This window comes from Nodosilinea sp. FACHB-131, from assembly GCF_014695395.1.
Classification (GTDB): Bacteria; Cyanobacteriota; Cyanobacteriia; order Phormidesmidales; family Phormidesmidaceae; genus Nodosilinea.
The window spans coordinates 130,148-146,661 of sequence record NZ_JACJOF010000023.1; the positions used below are offsets into that span (position 1 = coordinate 130,148).

Here is a 16,514-nt window from a genome sequence, read left to right on the forward strand (position 1 = left end):
TTTAAATTTGACAGAACAATAAATCTTAGGAGTTAGCCCGCTAGTGGCTGGCTCCTTTTTTTGTTGGGCAGTTCAGCTATTGGTATAAAAAGTCGTCAGACGATGTTCTAGAGTTAGGCACTAGGGATCGCCTATTCGTTAGGCACGAATTTGACGAGATGCTTGACCGGTGCCCCTACCGAGCATCTTATTTTGAATAGGGTTTAAGTAAGATTCAGCATCACCTATCGATTAGATCGTTTCGAAAGGGAGCAAGTGGTGAATAATCAGAATTTTCCATTGATTCCCTAGTAGCTACGCTCTCCCATTATTTTCAAGAAGGTTTCGAACAGTTCGAAAAACAACTGTTCTGCCTATGGACAGAACAGCAAAGATTTTGACAAAACCATTGACAGGAGTGGATTCGACACGATACACCATGGGGGCGTAGGGCAATAATAGTTGACAGCATGCAAAGTTTGTTTAAGTTTCGGCGATATCTGCATCAGAAGAGGTGGACATGAATGCCAACTTGATCGTGTCCAACATTCTGAATCCTCCAGTGCTATTTTTCTTCTTGGGAATGATAGCTGTTTTAGTTAAATCTGATTTAGAAATTCCGCCGCCAATTCCAAAGCTATTTTCTCTGTATTTGCTGTTGGCGATCGGGTTTAAAGGTGGGGTTGAGCTAACGAAGAGTGGTATCAACCAGCAGGTAGTTTTAACGATTTTGGCGGCGATCGTGATGGCCTGCGTCGTGCCGCTATATACGTTTTTTATTCTACGGTTGAAGCTCGACACCTACGACTCAGCGGCGATCGCAGCCACCTACGGCTCGATCAGCGCCGTTACGTTCATTACAGCCAGCGCCTTCCTGACCGAGTTGGGCATGCCCTTTGACGGGTTTATGGTGGCCGCCCTAGCCCTGATGGAGTCTCCAGCTATCATTGTCGGGCTGATTCTAGTAAATTTCTTCGCTAGGGACGAAAAGCGAGAATTTGTTTGGTCTGAGGTCCTGCGAGATGCGTTTCTCAACAGTTCAGTCTTTCTGTTGGTCGGCAGCTTAATCATCGGTGTGCTCACCGGTGAGCACGGTTGGGAAGTCTTGTCGCCCTTTACCCAGCAGATGTTCTACGGGGTGCTGACCTTCTTCTTGCTTGACATGGGTCTAGTCGCGGCCCGACGCATTAAAGACTTGCAAAAAACCGGCGTGTTCCTAATTTCCTTTGCCATACTGATCCCAATACTGAATGCAGGCGTTGGATTGCTAATCGCCAGGGCGATCGATATGTCCCAAGGTAATGCCCTCCTTTTTGCTGTGCTGTGTGCCAGCGCATCCTATATTGCGGTGCCAGCGGCTATGCGGTTAACGGTGCCCGAGGCTAACCCGAGCCTGTACGTTTCTACAGCTTTAGCGGTCACATTTCCGTTCAATATTATCGTCGGAATTCCGCTCTATCTGTACGGCATTAACCTGTTGTGGAGCTAAGCCATGCACCTCGTCAAAAAAATCGAGATTATTGCCAATTCCTTTGAGTTACCCAAGATTTTAGACAGCCTCAAAAAGTCAGGTGTTCATGGTCACGCGGTGATTCGCAACGTAGAGGGCGAGGGGCTGCGGGGCGGGAGCGAAGACCTCGACATGACTATGGACGACAACGTCTACATCGTCGCGTTTTGCATGCCTGACGAAATCAAAACCGTGGCCGAGAACGTGCGGCCGCTGCTGAACAAATTTGGCGGCACCTGTTACATCTCCGATGTGATGGAAATCCGTTCTGTGAAATGTGTGGCGTCGCTGTAAGGAATTGAGTTATGGACCATAGCGATAGAGGTATTGATCGCCGCCGGGTGCTGACTTTTGGCGGTGGATTACTTGGGTTAGCGGCGCTGGGGCCAGCGCTCTGGCCGACGAAATCAGCGGCGGCGGCGACTTTAGCACCGTCATCCCTCAGCCCTGAGGAGGCGCTGCAGCGATTGCTAGACGGCAACCAGCGGTTTACTGGGCACCACCTCGAACACCCCGACCAGTCGGAGGAGCGGGTGCTAGAGCTGACCCAGTCCCAGCATCCCTTCGCCACAGTGCTCAGCTGTGCCGACTCGCGGGTGGCGGCTGAGATCATCTTTGATCAGGGTTTGGGCGACATCTTTGATGTGCGGGTGGCGGGCAATATTGCCACGCCTGAGGTGGTGGGCAGCATTGAATATGCCGTGGGACTGCTGGAAACTCCGCTGCTGCTGGTGCTGGGTCATGAGCGCTGTGGCGCAGTGACAGCAGCCGTGAAAAATGAACCGCTACCGGGAGAGATCGGCACCTTTGTCCAGGCAATTTTGCCGGCGGTGAATCAGGTGAAGGGGCAGCCTGGAGATGCGGTAGACAACGCCGTGACGGCCAATGTCCGCTACCAGGTCGAGCAGGTGTTGAGGTCATCGCTGGTGCGCGATCGCCAGCGGTCGGGCCAGCTTCAGGTGGTGGGTGCCCGCTACGACCTCGATACCGGCACCGTCACCCTAGTCACCTGAGGCGCTTACCGCAGCCGCTCCAGCAGATGCTCGCCCACCCGCAGGGCATTGGCAATCACCGTCAGCGCTACCCCCACGCTGGCGCTGGAGGGCATAAAGCTGCTGTCTACTACGTAGAGGTTATCGAGCGCGTGGGCGCGGCAGTTAATGTCGAGTACGGAGGTGGTGGGGTCAGTGCCCATACGGCAGGTGCCACACTGGTAAGCCATCACCGACTGGGGCACCTCGCCCCGCGGGTGCAGGCCCGATCGCGAGAACAGGCTGCTGTCTTTCTCAACCGCCTTGAGCACGTCGAGCCAGCGATATACGAGGCGATCGTGAGCCTCAGCATTGTTGGCGGTGAATGCCACCGAGAGCTTGCCGTCCTTCACCGTCACCCGGTTTTTGGGGTCGGGCAGCACCTCAGTCATGGCCCACCAGGCGATCGATCGCGTCGCCAGCTGCTTTAGCCCAAAGTTGGGCAGAAACTTAGTCACCAGGGAAAGCACCGGGGGCGACTCGGCAAAAATGGCGTCTTGCAGTACCCCGCCCATGTTTTGTATGTGGCCCATGGGGTAGTCAACCTGGCTGTCGCCCCAGTAGTAGTCGTTGATGCCTACAGAGCGCGGAAATTTTCCAGAGTTGGACTGGGCCGTGACCTGCACAATCGAACTCAGCTGGGTCTTCATCAGGTTGCGACCCACCTGATCAGAGCTGTTTGCCAACCCGTTAGGGTGCTTCTCGTTGGCCGATTGCAGCAGCAGCGCCGCCGAATTCACCGCCCCGCAGGCCAGCACAACAATGTCGGACATAAAGATATAGAGCTGTCCGTTGATCTCGGCCTGCACCGCTTTGACCGCTGTCCCCGCCGGGTTAGTGAGAACGCCGGTAACTTTAGCCGAGGTCTTGAGGGTAACGTTGCCAAAGTCTAAAGCCGGATTAACCCCAAACACCTCAGCATCCCCAGTTGGGTCATCCTCCCGCAGCGACAGCGATATCGGCAGCGGGTAGGGGTGGCAGCCCTGGTTAGCAATGCCCTCTACCACGGGCTGAATGGTGGGGTCGTGGGCGATCGCCGGATAGGCATAATCGCCACTGCGACTTGGCTCAGTAGGATCTACTCCGCCCTGACCATGCACCTGGTACATCGCCTCCGCCTCAGTGTAGTAAGGCTCAAAGTCACTGTACTTCAGGCACCACTCAGGCGAAGGGCCGTCCTGGTGGTTCACCATTTCAAAATCTTTTTCGCGCATGCGCTGCAGGGCAGCCCCGTAGATCTTGGTGTTGCCACCGATCGCATACTTCATCTGCGGCGTAAAAGGTTCACCATCGCCGTCGTACCACTGTTCGGGGGCGTGGTAGCGCTGCTTTTGAAAAATATCCACATCGCTAATGTTTTGCTCTTCGAGGGGCATCGCGCCGCCCCGCTCCAGCAGCAAAATCCGCTTACCTGAGGGCGCAAGCTTGCGGGCCAAAGTACCGCCCCCCGCCCCGGTACCGACAATGATCACGTCATAGTGCTGGTCGTCGATAATCATAAAGAATTCTCACTAGGGGGCTAGAAAAATGAACTGGCTTAAACCAGTTGGGGGTAGAGAAAGTTGAGAGGGTGCAGCACATCGCTGCTAAGCTACCGCAAACCCTGTGTAGGGTCTGACCGAAGGTTCTTGAAACCCGAGAACGATATCTGTTTCAGGTATTCCTGCCGCCACTAGTTCATTGGCAATGCCGTCTTCAGTGCCATCGCGTTGTACCCAAACTTTGCCGTCGCGAACTTCAATATGAATCAGGCACCCGTGGTGGTGGCGTTGGCCGTTCCAGCCTTCAGAGAGAATAATGTATTGGTCGGTGTCCGCGTCAAAGGCGGCGAGATTGCGGACATCGACATTAGCGTAGGCAAGACGGGTGTAGGGATTCAAAACCTTGCGAATAATCTGGCGATAGCTCTCTAAGGTATCCATCGAGTGATTACCTCCTGCTCAGGGTTAAACGACACGAGTTTGATAATATTTCGCTCTAAAAGCATTTTGCCAATCTCTGCTTCGAACAAATCGAGATACACTGCTTCTCGAATCGCCAGGTAGAGAGTTCGGTCTGGTTCGGTGAGGCTCAAAGCATTTTCGTAAAGCACGAACTGACCTAAAGCATTTTCTAAATCACGGATTTCTGAAGGACCAACAAAGCTCTTAATTTCAACAGCGATTTTATCTGAGCCTTTCTCTGCTGCCAGCAGTTTTTCGGCACCTAGGTCAATAAACAGGTCCTTTTTACCTATGCGTAAACTTAGAGGATCCTGGGTAATTGTCCACCCATCCTTAATCAAGGCAGTTTTGACAGCATCATGGTAAATATCCTTTGCGGGCATAGTGACTTTTGCTAATGCAAATCTTGCTGGCAGCGATCCTGGGGTTCTTTAGAGGAATGGTAAGCAAACTAAAGCGGTTCAAAAAACCTTGGGATTTGAGACAACAACCTACTGCCAAACGTAGATCAAGATAAATAGGATGATCCAAATTACGTCGACGAAGTGCCAGAACAACGAGGTTGCCGCCACACCGAACTCGCCTCCAGCATAATTGTTGGGCAAAAACGATCGCCCCAGCATAATCCCCTGCAAGAGCACGCCGGTCATCACGTGCAGGCCGTGGAAGCCGGTCAGCAGGTAGAATGTGCCGCCAAACACACCGTCAGTAAAGCCAAAGGGCAATCCCATCCACTCCACGGCCTGACCGTAGAGAAAGAAACTGCCCATAGCCATGGTCAACAGCCAAAAGGCGCGAAAGCCCCAGAGATTGTCTTTACGCAAAAACCGCTCGGCAAAGTAAATCACAAAACTGCTCGACACCAGCACGATGGTATTGATCAGCGGTTCGCGCACCTCTAGCCCCTCTACACCTGCCGGCAGCCAGTCGGTAAGATTGGTTTTGTAGACGGTGTAGCCGACAAAAAAGCTCAGAAAAATTACGCTTTCTGACAGCAGAAAGATGATGAAGCCAAACATGCGATGGTCTTCTTCTTCGTGCTCGGCGGCGTGGGCGCTGTGGGTATTGAGGGTGGGGTCGAGGTTAGCTGTGCTCACTGATCAACTCTCCAGCGGGATTGTTGGCAACTAAAGATTCATCGGAGCCGTAGCCGTAGGGGCCAGACACCACAATCGGAATTTCTTCAAAATTTTCGACCGGCGGCGGCGAAGGAATCAGCCACTCCAGACCGATCGCATTCCAGGGGTTGGCCGGAGCTCGCTTGCCCAGCACCCAGGAACTCACGATATTGAGAATAAAGGGCAGGGTCGAGACTCCCAGCAAAAAGCCGCCCAGACTGGCGATCACGTTCCAGTAGGCAAACTCGGGGTCGTAGGAAGCCACTCGCCGGGGCATGCCCATCAGCCCTAGAGGGTGCATAGGGAAGAAGTTGAGGTTGACGCCAATAAAGGTGAGGACAAAGTGCAGCTTGCCCAGACCCTCGTAGTACATGTGGCCCGTCATTTTGGGGAACCAGTGGTAGATGGCGGCATAGATGCCCATCACCGTAGCGCCGTAGATCACGTAGTGGAAGTGGCCCACCACAAAGTAGGTGTTGTTGACGTGAATATCGAAGGGCACAGCCCCCAGCATGACGCCGGTAATGCCCGCGAACAGAAAGCAGACTAGGCCGCCCAGGGCAAACAGCATGGGAGTATCGAGTCGCAGTTTGCCGCCCCACACCGTGGCTACCCAGGCAAACACCTTCACCCCGGTAGGCACCGAAATCAGCATGGTGGAGAACATAAACAGCATCCGCATCCAGCTGGGGGTGCCGCTGGCAAACATGTGGTGCACCCATACCATGGCACTGAGCACGGTGATGATCAGCGAAGACACTACAACAAACCGGTAGCCAAACAGGGGTTTACGGGCGTAAACCGGAAAAACCTCCGAAAACGTGCCGAAAATCGGCAGAATAATCACGTAAACCGCCGGGTGGGAGTAGAACCAGAAGAAGTGCTGATACAGCACCGGGTCGCCGCCCTTGGCTGGGTCAAAAAAGCTGGTGCCCGCCGTCAGATCTAGCAGCAGCATCACGGCGCCCGCTGTCAGGGAGGGCAGACCAAATAGCTGGATCATCTGGGCGCTGAGCACCGTCCAGCAGAAGGCGGGCATTCTAAACCAGCCCATGCCGGGGGCCCGCATGCGAAAGATGGTGGTGACGAAGTTGACCGCCCCCATGATCGACGACACCCCCGAGAGGGCCACCGCCAGCAGCCACAGCACCTGGCCGTTGATCAGATTGCCGGTGGGGTTTTGCAGGCTGACCGGGGGGTAGGCCCACCAGCCCGACTGCGACGGCCCGCCGGGGATAAAGAAACTGACCATCAGCAGGGTGCCAAACACCGGCACCAGCCAGAAGGCGGCAGCGTTGAGCCGGGGAAAGGCCATATCCCTGGCCCCAATCATCAGCGGTACCAGGTAGTTGGACAGCCCGTTGAGCATGGGGAATGTCCACATGAACAGCATGATGGTGCCGTGCATGGTGAATAGGGCGTTGTAAACGGTGCGATCGACCAGGTCGGCCTCGGGAGTGATCAGTTCGCCCCGCATAACCATAGCTAGCAGCCCGCCGATCAGGAAGAACACAAAGGCGGTAACCATGTACTGGATGCCAATCACCTTGTGGTCGGTGCTGAAGCTGAAAAACCGTCGCCAGTTGTTGGGGGCTCCAGGAAACGGCTGATCGCTCTTGGCGGCGATCGCATCGAGCGACGCATTACTCATAGCTATCTTCCTCAGAGCTGGCAAAGTTTACACGGGGAGGCGGAGCCGGTTCGACGGTTTTCCAGCCGGCGCTGATGGGGCGATCGCCCAACTTGGTGAATTCGCGAAAGGCGCGATTGTCAGCTTCGGTAAGGGGCTGCTGAGCGGCGGTGGCTAGCCACTGCTGGTAAGCCTCGGCTGACTCAACCACTACGGTGCTCTGGTTGGCGGCAAAGTAGGTACCGCTGTAGTCAGAGTCGCGCAGCCGGTAGCGCCCCTCGCGAATGGGCATAAAGCCAAAGTCAATGGTGCTGCCAGGAATCACATCCTGCTTGACGCGAAAGGCGGGCACGTAGAAGCCGTGCAGCACGTCTTCGGAGATCAGCTTCAGCCTGGCCCGCTCGTTTACCGGCAGATGCAGTTCGGTGCTGATGATGTTTTGGTCGGGGTAGTGAAACTCCCAGGCCCACTGGCGCACGTGGACTTCGATTGGGGTCTGCTCAGGCACGGCGGGCAGGGTCGCGGCCTCGGCGGAGGGCATCAGGCTCAAACTAGGCACGTGGTTCATGTGCTCCATGGGGCCGAGAATCGCCATCTGGTCATAAATTTGGTAGCTATAGGTGGCAATCCAGATCACCAGCCCTAGGGGAATTGTCGTCCAGAGAATTTCGACTAGCAGGTTGCCTTCGACCGGGGGGCCATCGCTGATGTCGTACTTGTCTGCTCGCTGAAACAGCACCGAGTACAGCAGCGCGGCGGTGACCCCTAAAAAGATAAAGCTGCCAATGGTGGTCAAAAAGCCAAACAGATCGTCAACTAACAGCGCCTCAGCCGAGGCCTGAGGCGGCATCCAGAGGTAAGCCTGGCGACCCACCCAAACGCTGATTGCGGCATCGGCGATCGCTAGGGCGACCAGCTGCGCAACGGTGCGAAAGGAAAGACTGCGGGGTTTTGTCGGTGTCGTCGGTGTCGTCATATCGCTGTGGTTCCTCTAGATCTGGTTGGGGTCGCCCCCCGATCGCAGCAGTTGATCGGCCGTGACATGCACCCCAAAATCACCCCCCAGGTGAGCGCCCAGGGTGCCCTGAGCAAACATCAGCCCAAAGACAACTAGACCCAACAACAGGTAACTCCACTGCACCTGCCGGGCCCGGTCTTGCCGCCACACATAGCGCTGAAACCCTCGCCAGACGGTCATAGCTACAATCAGCGTCAGGATCAGCACGCCTCCCAAACCGTGCCAGACCATGGTGTCTTTAACTCCCAGCCCCCAGGCGCTGACCCCAGGCACCGACATGTCGGCTAGCAAAATTTCGTAAAAGCCAGCAGCGACGGTAAAGAAGGTGACGATCGCGGCGGCCACCATGTTGTACCAGCCCACATCAAACAAATTGGAGCGGGTGGCCGGAATCGCCAAAAACTTAAACACCCGCTTTTCTAAGGGAAACAGCGCCCCCACAATATCAAAGCCAATCGCCACAATAAACAGACCCAGCGTCAAATGCACCAGGTTGGGGTGAATGGGAATGGCGTACGGCAGGTCGTTAGGCCCCGTCTCAGCCACCAAAGACCAAACCATCACAGTACACCTCCCCGGGTGGCTTCTACTAAGGGCGCGCTGTGCAGCCCATAAACCCAAACCAGCTTGTCACCCAAATAAACTTGGAAGAGCACAATCCCAGTCAGCAGCACGTTTAAGCCCAGGTAGGGCATGGGCAGCTGGTCAGGGGTGCGAATGCGAATGATGTAGCGCCAGCCGGTCAGAGCGGCGATAATGCCCGAAAGGGACCAGCCGATTAGGGTGTGTAAGTTCAGGTCATTAACGGCGGCGGCGTAGGGTTCTGCTAGACCGGCTTCGATCTGGCCAAAAATAATGGCGATGAAGATAGACACTGTGGCGAATACCATGTTCCACCAGCCCACTTCAAACAGGCGGGTGTTTTTGGTGAAATAGCCAATTAGATCGCAGAAGACGGCAAACAGCACCATCGCAATCACGAAGTGCACCACGATGGGGTGAATGGTGTCGGGGTAGGGAAGGTTGTGGTCGTTGAGAGGGGGCAGGTACTCAAACACGGGGCTTTCCTTGGGAGGTAGGGGGCCTGAGCGACGAGGGGAACAACACGGTTAGAGTTTAGCGTCTGGGCAACTTTTGTGCTGACCGCAGATTGAGCATAACAAGCTGCTCTCTACAGGGTAGGTATCAGAGCTATCAATAGCTAGGGGCATGTTAGATGTGGGCAGATTCTCTCACTGGTGAGGCAGGAATCAGCTGTGTTTTTATGAAATGTTAGTTTCTGTCGAGAGAATTTTGTTCTGCTTGTCGGTAGAGCAGGGGAGGGGGCGAAATATTACTTGGGGAGGAGGTGGGATGGGTCGAGCGCCCTTCTGTAGGGGCAAATGGCGTTTGCCCAGTGCAACGTCTGTAACGTTGAATTTGAGAATATGGCACCAGCGTCGCGGCGCACAACTGGGGTCAAAAGCCAGATCTACCGCTGGGGCCATTTCGCAGGCCCCAGACCCCCGTCGAGAATGGCGTTCCGCCGCCCTTCACCCCACGGAAAGGATTGGCCGATCATCGGTTTAAACCTCTGCTCTGCAAATGGGCCTGTAGGTGGGGGAGACGGGCCTCTTATTGCATCCCCATCTCTCTCACCTTCCCCATCTCCCTTACCCCTTTCCCCCTACTCGTTCATGTTCTTATAGGTCGCTACCGCCGAGGGCGAGATCCGGTTCAGGTAGCGGAAGATCCAATACTTGAAGATGGTGTCGAGGATAACGGGGAAGGTGGCGATGAATAGAAAGATGAAGTCGCGGTTGGCGGGTAGGCCTAGGTGTCGCGAGAGTCCTTCTAGGATAATTTCCCAGCCGTGGGGCGAGTGGAAGCCGACGAATGTATCGGTGAAGAGAATGATGATGAAGGCTTTGGCGCTGTCGCTGAGACCGTAGACGATCTCGTCCATAAAGGCTTTGATGTTGGCTACGTCCTGCTTGCGGTAAATCAGCAGGAGGGCAAAGGCGATTGCCGCCAGAATATCGGAAAACACGTTTTTGACGGAGCTAGCGCTGCGATCGCGGTACTCTTCCTCGACTTCGGCAGCTTTAGCGCGGACTCGCTCTTCAATATTCAGCTCAGACAGGGCTGGGACTTTGCCAATCAGCACTTCAAAGCGCAGGCGCTCTTCAAACTGCTGTAGCTCGTGGAGGGCTTCTTCCTCCATTTCGGGATTGAGAAAAACTTCAATTTCTTCGCCCCCGGCCCGCACCCGATCGACGATCGGCCCGACGATAAAGGCTTTGGTAAACTGCTGGGTCAGCAGCGGCACAATCACCAGCAGCAGCACAAACCGAATAGCGGCAGTGGTTTTGGCTTTGGAATTGCGGAACTCCTTGACCACTTCTTGCTCGGCGTTGGGGTCGAGGTCTTGGCGAATGCGATCGACGGTGCGGAGGATGGAGCGGGGCAGCACGTTGGCCCGGTCGGAGAGGCCCGCTGCCCGGGTGCCGTCTTTGGGAGGAGTGTTGGGCGTTGACCCGTTTGGGCCAGTCAACAGCTGCCCATCCCGCGCCTGGTTAGTCTGCGATCGCAGCACCGGGCTTGAAGGAGCAGGTTCTAAGCTGCCGCTGGCTCCGTTGGCAAGGGTGATCACCCGTTCTGGGTTGGTGTCGAGGCTGGCGTAGCGGGCCAGCACGTCGTCGATCAGCTGGAGTTTGCGAAAAAACATCGCCTGCTGGTCAATCACGCTGACGGCCAGCTCATCGGCCCCAGCCGCAGGTAGCTGCACCTCGGTCACTCTAGGGTCAGTGACCCGCACGAGCGATCGACTGGCTCGGAACACAGCCATGCGAACCTTGATCAGGTTCAGGTATTTTTTTAGCTCGCCCTGAAAGTAGGCAATGGCGCTGTCGCCGTAGCTGCCGTAGCGAGGTGAGATCGGGTTGCCACCAAAGTACTCACGCTCGATCGCCTCAATCATTTGGGCGGCTTCGTAGGCTTGGTTAAGGGCACGCTCGGGGGTGCGAGAAACCCACCGCTGGGCGCTGCGAAAAAAGCCTGAGTTCTGCATTGGGTTGGGTATTGGCGCTGAGATGTCCCGATCCTACTACAGTCGGTTGAGACCAGGGGATGAGGGGCGGCAGACAAAGCAGCATATATATTTATTGATATATACGTGTGCTGAACAACGCAAACCGCTCTTAAGGAAGTCATCGGCAACGCTTTTTGGAGCTAACTAGAAGATTTCTTGCGGCTACTAGCTAAGCAAAGCTGCAAGCAAACGTGAAATATCTACGCGCAACATTCGTGCCGCTAGCTATTCCCAAAGCGCTAGCTCGTTTCAAACTGCCAAATCAGAAAAGTCACGGTCCATTGAGGCCAGACTAGTTTGCACACCACTGCGGCGGATGCCGCCCGTTTGAATATCAAAGCCAATGATTTCACCGTCCAATTCAGGCACGATACGACAGGCATAGAGCCCTTGAGTCTCTGCGACTAGCACATGGATAGCTTGGGTAGATAGAGGGAGTGGAATACGAGCGCGCTCCTGCATCCAGAGTTGGGGAATCGTTAGGCCCTGGAAGCCACCTACCCCTCCTGTAACGGGTGAGAAATCGTATTTTGCCCAGCACGAAAATACCAGTTCATAGCCACCTTCAACATGTCGATAGAGCTGTGGCACTTCCATTTCAGAGTAGCCGCCAGGTTCTAGCAGCGGCGGGAGGTATTGCCATTCGCTATCTCCGCGCACAGCTTGGGCAAAGTTGTCGTCGGCAACTTGCAATAGGGCGACTACACCACGCCTGCCCATCGGTCCATTCAATGCCTTAGCTGACGCCAGCATAAAAATTTGGCGGCTGGCTCGATCCCGAAATAAAAATGGATCTCGCCAGGCGTGAATGGTTAAATCCTCAGCAACGCCTCGGGTTTGATAAAAGAATTTTGGCTTTAGCTGGGTATCAAAGAAATGCCACTGATTCAAGAACAAATCGCTGGTGTAAGCAACGCCTATGCTTTGGGTCATGCCGTCGTCTTGACGGCAATCTCGCGATGTAAAAAACATGAGATAGCCGTTTTGGAATTTAATAATATCGCCGCTCCAGATGCAGGTATTTGCCCAGTGCTCTATGGGAGGCTTTAGCACGTCAAAATTGCTCTCGTTGCCCCAGTCAATCGCGACAAAATTTGTGGTGGTGGCGTGGCCTACGCAGGAGGCGTAGTGATGCTGCTCTGACGCTACCAGCGCCCGATCGGCATTTAGATAAAAAATATGAAAGAGTTTGGTTCCTGGGTCAAAATGATACCAAAAATCCCACACATGGCGACTGGGATGCTGCATTGGAAAGGGCATTTTGCCACCTGTACAAACGTCGCGTAAACCCCTACCTAAAATACCGTAGAATCCTCTCCTATCATTGCTTCTAGCGATTCTTCAAAGTCTTTATCATAGGGATATAGCGGTAGTAGACGTAATACGCAGTATGAAGATTCAATCATCGGTATTAGTACACTTAGGTTTTGGCAAATATGTGCGATCGGATCAGGTAACATCGCTGCAGCCAGTTGAGGAGGAGCGCGGTCCAGGGCGGCGAACATTTGTTTATTTAGAAGGGCAAACTGACCCCGTTGTGGCCTCGCGGGCAGAAGATACTATTGTGCGCGATTTGGTGCAGGAACCGCGTGAGGTAATTCAGTCGCGGCAGCAGCAGGAAATTTTAACTGACCTGCTTCAAGATTTGTCGAAGGTCAACTCGACGGTGCGCCGCATCAGCCGTGACGAAGGCGGGCTGGATCTCGATCAGCTAGAGCGCCGCATTCAGCGGGTGCTGGAAGCGTAGGTCTAGCATTTTTCATTTGTGAGATAGTCAAATGCTCCCCCTCTGTCCTCCTAAGAGGGGGTTACGGAGCGTAGGTTGGTATGAAGGGGCGTCATGGCGTAGCAGTGTGTAATCGATCGGCAAGCTCAGCAATTTGCTCGCCCATAGCGAGTCGTTTAAGCCAAGACGTCGGTATGCCCGATTCTCCGTAATAAGCTCCAGCTACTTGACCACAAATAGCGGCGGTTGTGTCGGCGTCATCACCAAGGTTGGCTGCCGCAAGAATGGCTTGTTCGTAACTTTCCGTTGTCCAAAAACACCACAGCGCTGCTTCTAAACTGTCTACGACATATCCTGTGCCCCGAATATCACCGACTCGCTTGCTTTGATATTCCCCATCGGCAATGGCTTGAATGGCGGGAGATGCAATTGTCTCTAGGTTGTGCTCAAAGAGAATTTCGGTTTTGCTAGCCCCTGAGAGCGCTCGGAACAGCATATTCCCAAAGAGACGAGTGGCATCAATACATTCTGGTGCCCCATGGGTTGTGCGAGAGCTCTCGCCTGAGAACTGGATGGCGCGATCGCGATCGGGAAAATAAAACATTGGGATGGGGGCAAGCCTCATCAAGCAACCATTTCCGGCAGACCTTGGATGGGTAGAACCGCTGAACGGATTGCCGGAGGTTTTGTATTGAGACAGCGCTTGACTGACAGTATTACCAATATCAAAACAGTCTCCGGTGCTGCTGAGATAACCGTCGTCGCGCCAGTCACAGTAGCGATTCATTTGGTCAACGGCATCAAAGGCACCGACCTCGACTAGGCTAGTGGCCAGACATAGCGCCATTGATGTGTCGTCGGTCCACTGCCCTGGCTGGAGGTCGAATGGGCCACCGCCCACCATGTCTGTCACCGGTGCAAACGAACCACGGGGCTGAAACTCGACCGTGGTGCCGACGGCGTCGCCTGCCGCTAGCCCCAACAGGCACCCTCGAAATCGCTGTGATGAATTCATTGGAATGATTGTTTCTCCAGCCACTATTTCTTGGTCTTCTGATTCTATAAAAGACTTTTTTCTAAAAATGTTGTATTCCTTCACAAGCTTTTGGTTTGAGATTCGATCAGGAAACTGACCCCAAAGCTTAGAGAAGTTCTTTTTCAGTGCTGCTAGCAGATTGAATAGCAAGGCTACCAATCCCTTGGTGTTCGCCCCTACAGTGAACCTGTAGCGTTGTTTGTGTAAGCTCCATGGGCGTGCGTGGCGCACAATTGGGGTCAAAATCCAGATCTGCTGCTGGGGCCATTTCGCAGGCCCCAGGCTCCCGGCTTCGTGTGTCCTCCGACCTACGAGCAGGACGTTCCGTCGTCCTGTACCTCACGGAAAGGATCGGCCGATCATCGGTTTAAACTTCTGTTTTGCGTGGCAGATGAATGGGTGTTCTGGTAGGGTTGTCGGCGATGATTTGACCGTCGCGAAAGGTGATGGTGCGATCGCACTGCCCGGCCACCTCCTGGTCGTGGGTCACCAGGATCACGGTCATGCCTTCGCGGTTGAGATCGGCGAAGATTTGCATCACGCTCTGGCTGGTTTGAGAGTCGAGGGCTCCGGTAGGTTCATCGGCGAGCAGGAGTTTGGGGCGGTTGACGATAGCGCGGGCGATCGCGACTCTTTGCTGCTGACCACCCGATAGCTGGCTGGGGCGGTTGTGAAGGCGATTACCGAGGCCTACTCGTTGCAGGGCGCGGGTAGCGCGCACCCTGCGCTTGGTTTTGGGCAGGTTGGCGTAAACCATGGGCAGCATCACGTTCTCTAGGGCGGTAAGCTGGGGCAGCAGGTGAAACTGCTGAAACACAAAGCCCAGGGTGCGATTGCGTACTTCCGCCAGGGTATCGGCTGCCAGGCTGTTCACAGGGTTGCCATTGAGGTGATAGGTGCCCTCGGTGGGGCGATCGAGGCAGCCGAGAATGGCCATCGCTGTCGATTTACCTGACCCCGACGGCCCCACAATGGCACAGTACTCTCCCGCCTCAATGGTGAGGCTGACGGGGTGTAGGGCATGGACAGCCAGTTCGCCGCTGCCGTAGGTTTTGCTGACGCGATCGAGTTCGATGAGGGCCATGGGTTTAGCTCCGCAGGGCAACGATAGGGTCGAGCTGAGCAGCGCGGCGGGCAGGCAAAATGCCAAAGACCAAGCCAATGCCGCCAGAGACCGAGAACGAGAGGGCGATCGCCACCCAGCTTACCCCCGCCTCCAGCGGGCTCAGCAGCGCCACCAGCCCAACGCCACCAGCCCCAAACACCACGCCCACCAGTCCGCCAATCACCGCTAAGATCACTGCCTCAATGGTGAACTGAGCCATCAGATCCGCGCCCTTGGCCCCGATCGCCTTGCGCAGGCCAATCTCTTGAGTGCGCTCGGTGACCGACACCAGCATGATATTCATGATGCCAATGCCCCCTACCAGCAGCGAAATGCTGGCCGTAAACCCCAGCAGCAGCACCAAAATGTCGGACACACTGGCCGCCGTAGACAACAATTCTTGCTGGCTCTGCACGGTAAAGTCGTCGGCTCGGTTGCGCAGCTCGTGGCGCAGGCGCAGCAGGTTAGTGATCTGGTACTGGGCGGCGCTGGTATCTGCCTCGCTGCGGGCCGACACCGCGATCGTCTGCACCGTGGGGCTGGTTTGGCCCGACTCCAGCCCTGTAATCTGGTTCACCATCGCCTCAATGGGAATGTAAATCGCCTCATCCTGGTTTTGACCAAAAGAAGACCCCCGCGGCGACGCCACCCCCACCACCGTAAAACCCACCCCGTTGATGCGAACGCGCTGATTGAGCGGGTCTTCGCTGCCAAACAAAATCTTCGCCGCCTCGCTGCCCAGCACCGCCACAGCCAGCCCCCCCTGAGCATCCACTGGGTGCAAAAAGCGCCCTTTATCCACCGTCACATTCCGCACCACCGGATAGTCGGGCGTGGTGCCAATCACGCTGGCCTGAGTCTCAGCCGCGCCCTGCGTCACCCGCAGCCGCTCACTCTTTTCCGGCGACACCGCCTGAATAGCCAAGACTTCCGCTGCGATCGCCCGCGCATCCGCCAGCGTCAGCGTATCGGCCCGCGCCACCCCCGCCTGCGGCCCCCGCTGCGCGTCCCCCGGCGTAACAAACAAAACATTCGTCCCCAACGCCTCAAACTGCTGCGTCACAAACCTCTGCGCCCCCTGCCCCACCGCCACCATCGCAATCACCGACGCATTGCCAATCACAATACCCAGCATCGTCAAACCGCTGCGCATCCGGTTGGCGTTCAGAGTTTTGACCGCCATTGCGGCGTTTTCGACAATGTTGAGAGACATAGGGGTGGATGGGTAGGGGGTGGGCGAGTGGGTGGGTAGATGGGTGGTTGGGTAGATGGGTGGTTGGGTAGATGGGTGGACGAGTAGGTGGGTAGGAAAGGGAGATGGGGAGGATGAGGGAGATGGGGGAGGTGA

At 55.4% G+C, this 16,514-nt stretch carries 17 protein-coding genes; 4 read left to right on the forward strand and 13 right to left on the reverse strand.

What is annotated here, in order from left to right:
• The first annotated feature begins 499 nt into the window (after window positions 1–499).
• Genes H6F75_RS14400 through H6F75_RS14410 form a run of 3 tightly spaced genes read left to right on the forward strand, consistent with a single transcriptional unit; the run spans window position 500 to window position 2,502 of the window.
• Window positions 500–1,468, forward strand: coding sequence for a sodium-dependent bicarbonate transport family permease (locus H6F75_RS14400; RefSeq protein WP_190753161.1), 969 nt, complete (start codon window positions 500–502; stop codon window positions 1,466–1,468).
• Between the two features lie 3 nt (window positions 1,469–1,471).
• Window positions 1,472–1,783, forward strand: a complete 312-nt coding sequence (locus H6F75_RS14405) for a P-II family nitrogen regulator (protein WP_190524085.1) — start codon at window positions 1,472–1,474, stop codon at window positions 1,781–1,783.
• Window positions 1,784–1,794: 11 nt separating this feature from the next.
• Window positions 1,795–2,502, forward strand: coding sequence for a carbonic anhydrase (locus H6F75_RS14410; protein WP_190753162.1), 708 nt, complete (start codon window positions 1,795–1,797; stop codon window positions 2,500–2,502).
• Window positions 2,503–2,507: 5 nt separating this feature from the next.
• On the opposite strand, the gene H6F75_RS14415 is transcribed toward H6F75_RS14410, so the two are convergent.
• The 10 genes from H6F75_RS14415 to H6F75_RS14460 all read right to left on the reverse strand — a co-directional run bounded on the left by H6F75_RS14415 (window position 2,508) and on the right by H6F75_RS14460 (window position 12,526).
• The gene (locus H6F75_RS14415) at window positions 2,508–4,019 is read right to left on the reverse strand and encodes a GMC family oxidoreductase (RefSeq protein WP_190753163.1); all 1,512 of its coding nucleotides are present in this window, start codon (window positions 4,017–4,019) and stop codon (window positions 2,508–2,510) included.
• 87 nt (window positions 4,020–4,106) lie between these two features.
• The gene (locus tag H6F75_RS14420) at window positions 4,107–4,442 is read right to left on the reverse strand and encodes a XisI protein (RefSeq protein WP_190753164.1); all 336 of its coding nucleotides are present in this window, start codon (window positions 4,440–4,442) and stop codon (window positions 4,107–4,109) included.
• On the reverse strand, window positions 4,430–4,846 hold the full coding sequence (locus H6F75_RS14425) for a XisH family protein (RefSeq protein WP_190753165.1): 417 nt from the start codon (window positions 4,844–4,846) through the stop codon (window positions 4,430–4,432). The genes H6F75_RS14420 and H6F75_RS14425 overlap by 13 nt, the downstream gene beginning before the upstream one ends.
• A gap of 108 nt (window positions 4,847–4,954) precedes the next feature.
• Window positions 4,955–5,560 (reverse strand): cytochrome c oxidase subunit 3, encoded by a 606-nt coding sequence (locus H6F75_RS14430; protein WP_190753166.1) that lies wholly within the window; start codon window positions 5,558–5,560, stop codon window positions 4,955–4,957.
• Window positions 5,547–7,232 carry a cytochrome c oxidase subunit I gene (ctaD, locus tag H6F75_RS14435; protein ID WP_190753167.1) on the reverse strand — a complete coding sequence of 562 codons (1,686 nt, stop codon included), beginning with the start codon at window positions 7,230–7,232 and terminating at the stop codon, window positions 5,547–5,549. Before ctaD ends, H6F75_RS14430 begins: the two co-directional genes overlap by 14 nt.
• On the reverse strand, window positions 7,225–8,187 hold the full coding sequence (locus H6F75_RS14440; protein ID WP_190753168.1) for a cytochrome c oxidase subunit II: 963 nt from the start codon (window positions 8,185–8,187) through the stop codon (window positions 7,225–7,227). Before H6F75_RS14440 ends, ctaD begins: the two co-directional genes overlap by 8 nt.
• Window positions 8,188–8,202: 15 nt before the next feature.
• Window positions 8,203–8,790, reverse strand: coding sequence for a DUF2231 domain-containing protein (locus tag H6F75_RS14445; RefSeq protein ID WP_190753169.1), 588 nt, complete (start codon window positions 8,788–8,790; stop codon window positions 8,203–8,205).
• Window positions 8,790–9,287, reverse strand: coding sequence for a DUF2231 domain-containing protein (locus H6F75_RS14450; protein ID WP_190753170.1), 498 nt, complete (start codon window positions 9,285–9,287; stop codon window positions 8,790–8,792). Before H6F75_RS14450 ends, H6F75_RS14445 begins: the two co-directional genes overlap by 1 nt.
• Before the next feature lie 608 nt (window positions 9,288–9,895).
• Window positions 9,896–11,278, reverse strand: a complete 1,383-nt coding sequence (locus tag H6F75_RS14455; RefSeq protein ID WP_190753171.1) for a proton extrusion protein PcxA — start codon at window positions 11,276–11,278, stop codon at window positions 9,896–9,898.
• Window positions 11,279–11,548: 270 nt separating this feature from the next.
• Complete coding sequence (locus tag H6F75_RS14460) at window positions 11,549–12,526, reverse strand: beta-fructosidase (protein WP_347710653.1); 978 nt, start codon at window positions 12,524–12,526, stop codon at window positions 11,549–11,551.
• 163 nt (window positions 12,527–12,689) lie between these two features.
• Here H6F75_RS14460 and H6F75_RS14465 point away from each other — a divergent pair, with 163 nt between their 5' ends.
• Window positions 12,690–13,046 carry a hypothetical protein gene (locus H6F75_RS14465; RefSeq protein ID WP_190753173.1) on the forward strand — a complete coding sequence of 119 codons (357 nt, stop codon included), beginning with the start codon at window positions 12,690–12,692 and terminating at the stop codon, window positions 13,044–13,046.
• Between the two features lie 91 nt (window positions 13,047–13,137).
• Here H6F75_RS14465 and H6F75_RS14470 read toward each other — a convergent pair whose 3' ends face one another.
• The 3 genes from H6F75_RS14470 to H6F75_RS14480 form a co-directional block, all read right to left on the reverse strand.
• Complete coding sequence (locus tag H6F75_RS14470) at window positions 13,138–14,040, reverse strand: ADP-ribosylglycohydrolase family protein (RefSeq protein ID WP_190753174.1); 903 nt, start codon at window positions 14,038–14,040, stop codon at window positions 13,138–13,140.
• A 388-nt stretch (window positions 14,041–14,428) separates the two neighbouring features.
• Window positions 14,429–15,145, reverse strand: a complete 717-nt coding sequence (locus H6F75_RS14475) for an ABC transporter ATP-binding protein (protein ID WP_190753175.1) — start codon at window positions 15,143–15,145, stop codon at window positions 14,429–14,431.
• 4 nt (window positions 15,146–15,149) lie between these two features.
• The gene (locus tag H6F75_RS14480) at window positions 15,150–16,379 is read right to left on the reverse strand and encodes an ABC transporter permease (protein ID WP_190753176.1); all 1,230 of its coding nucleotides are present in this window, start codon (window positions 16,377–16,379) and stop codon (window positions 15,150–15,152) included.
• Window positions 16,380–16,514: the final 135 nt, after the last annotated feature.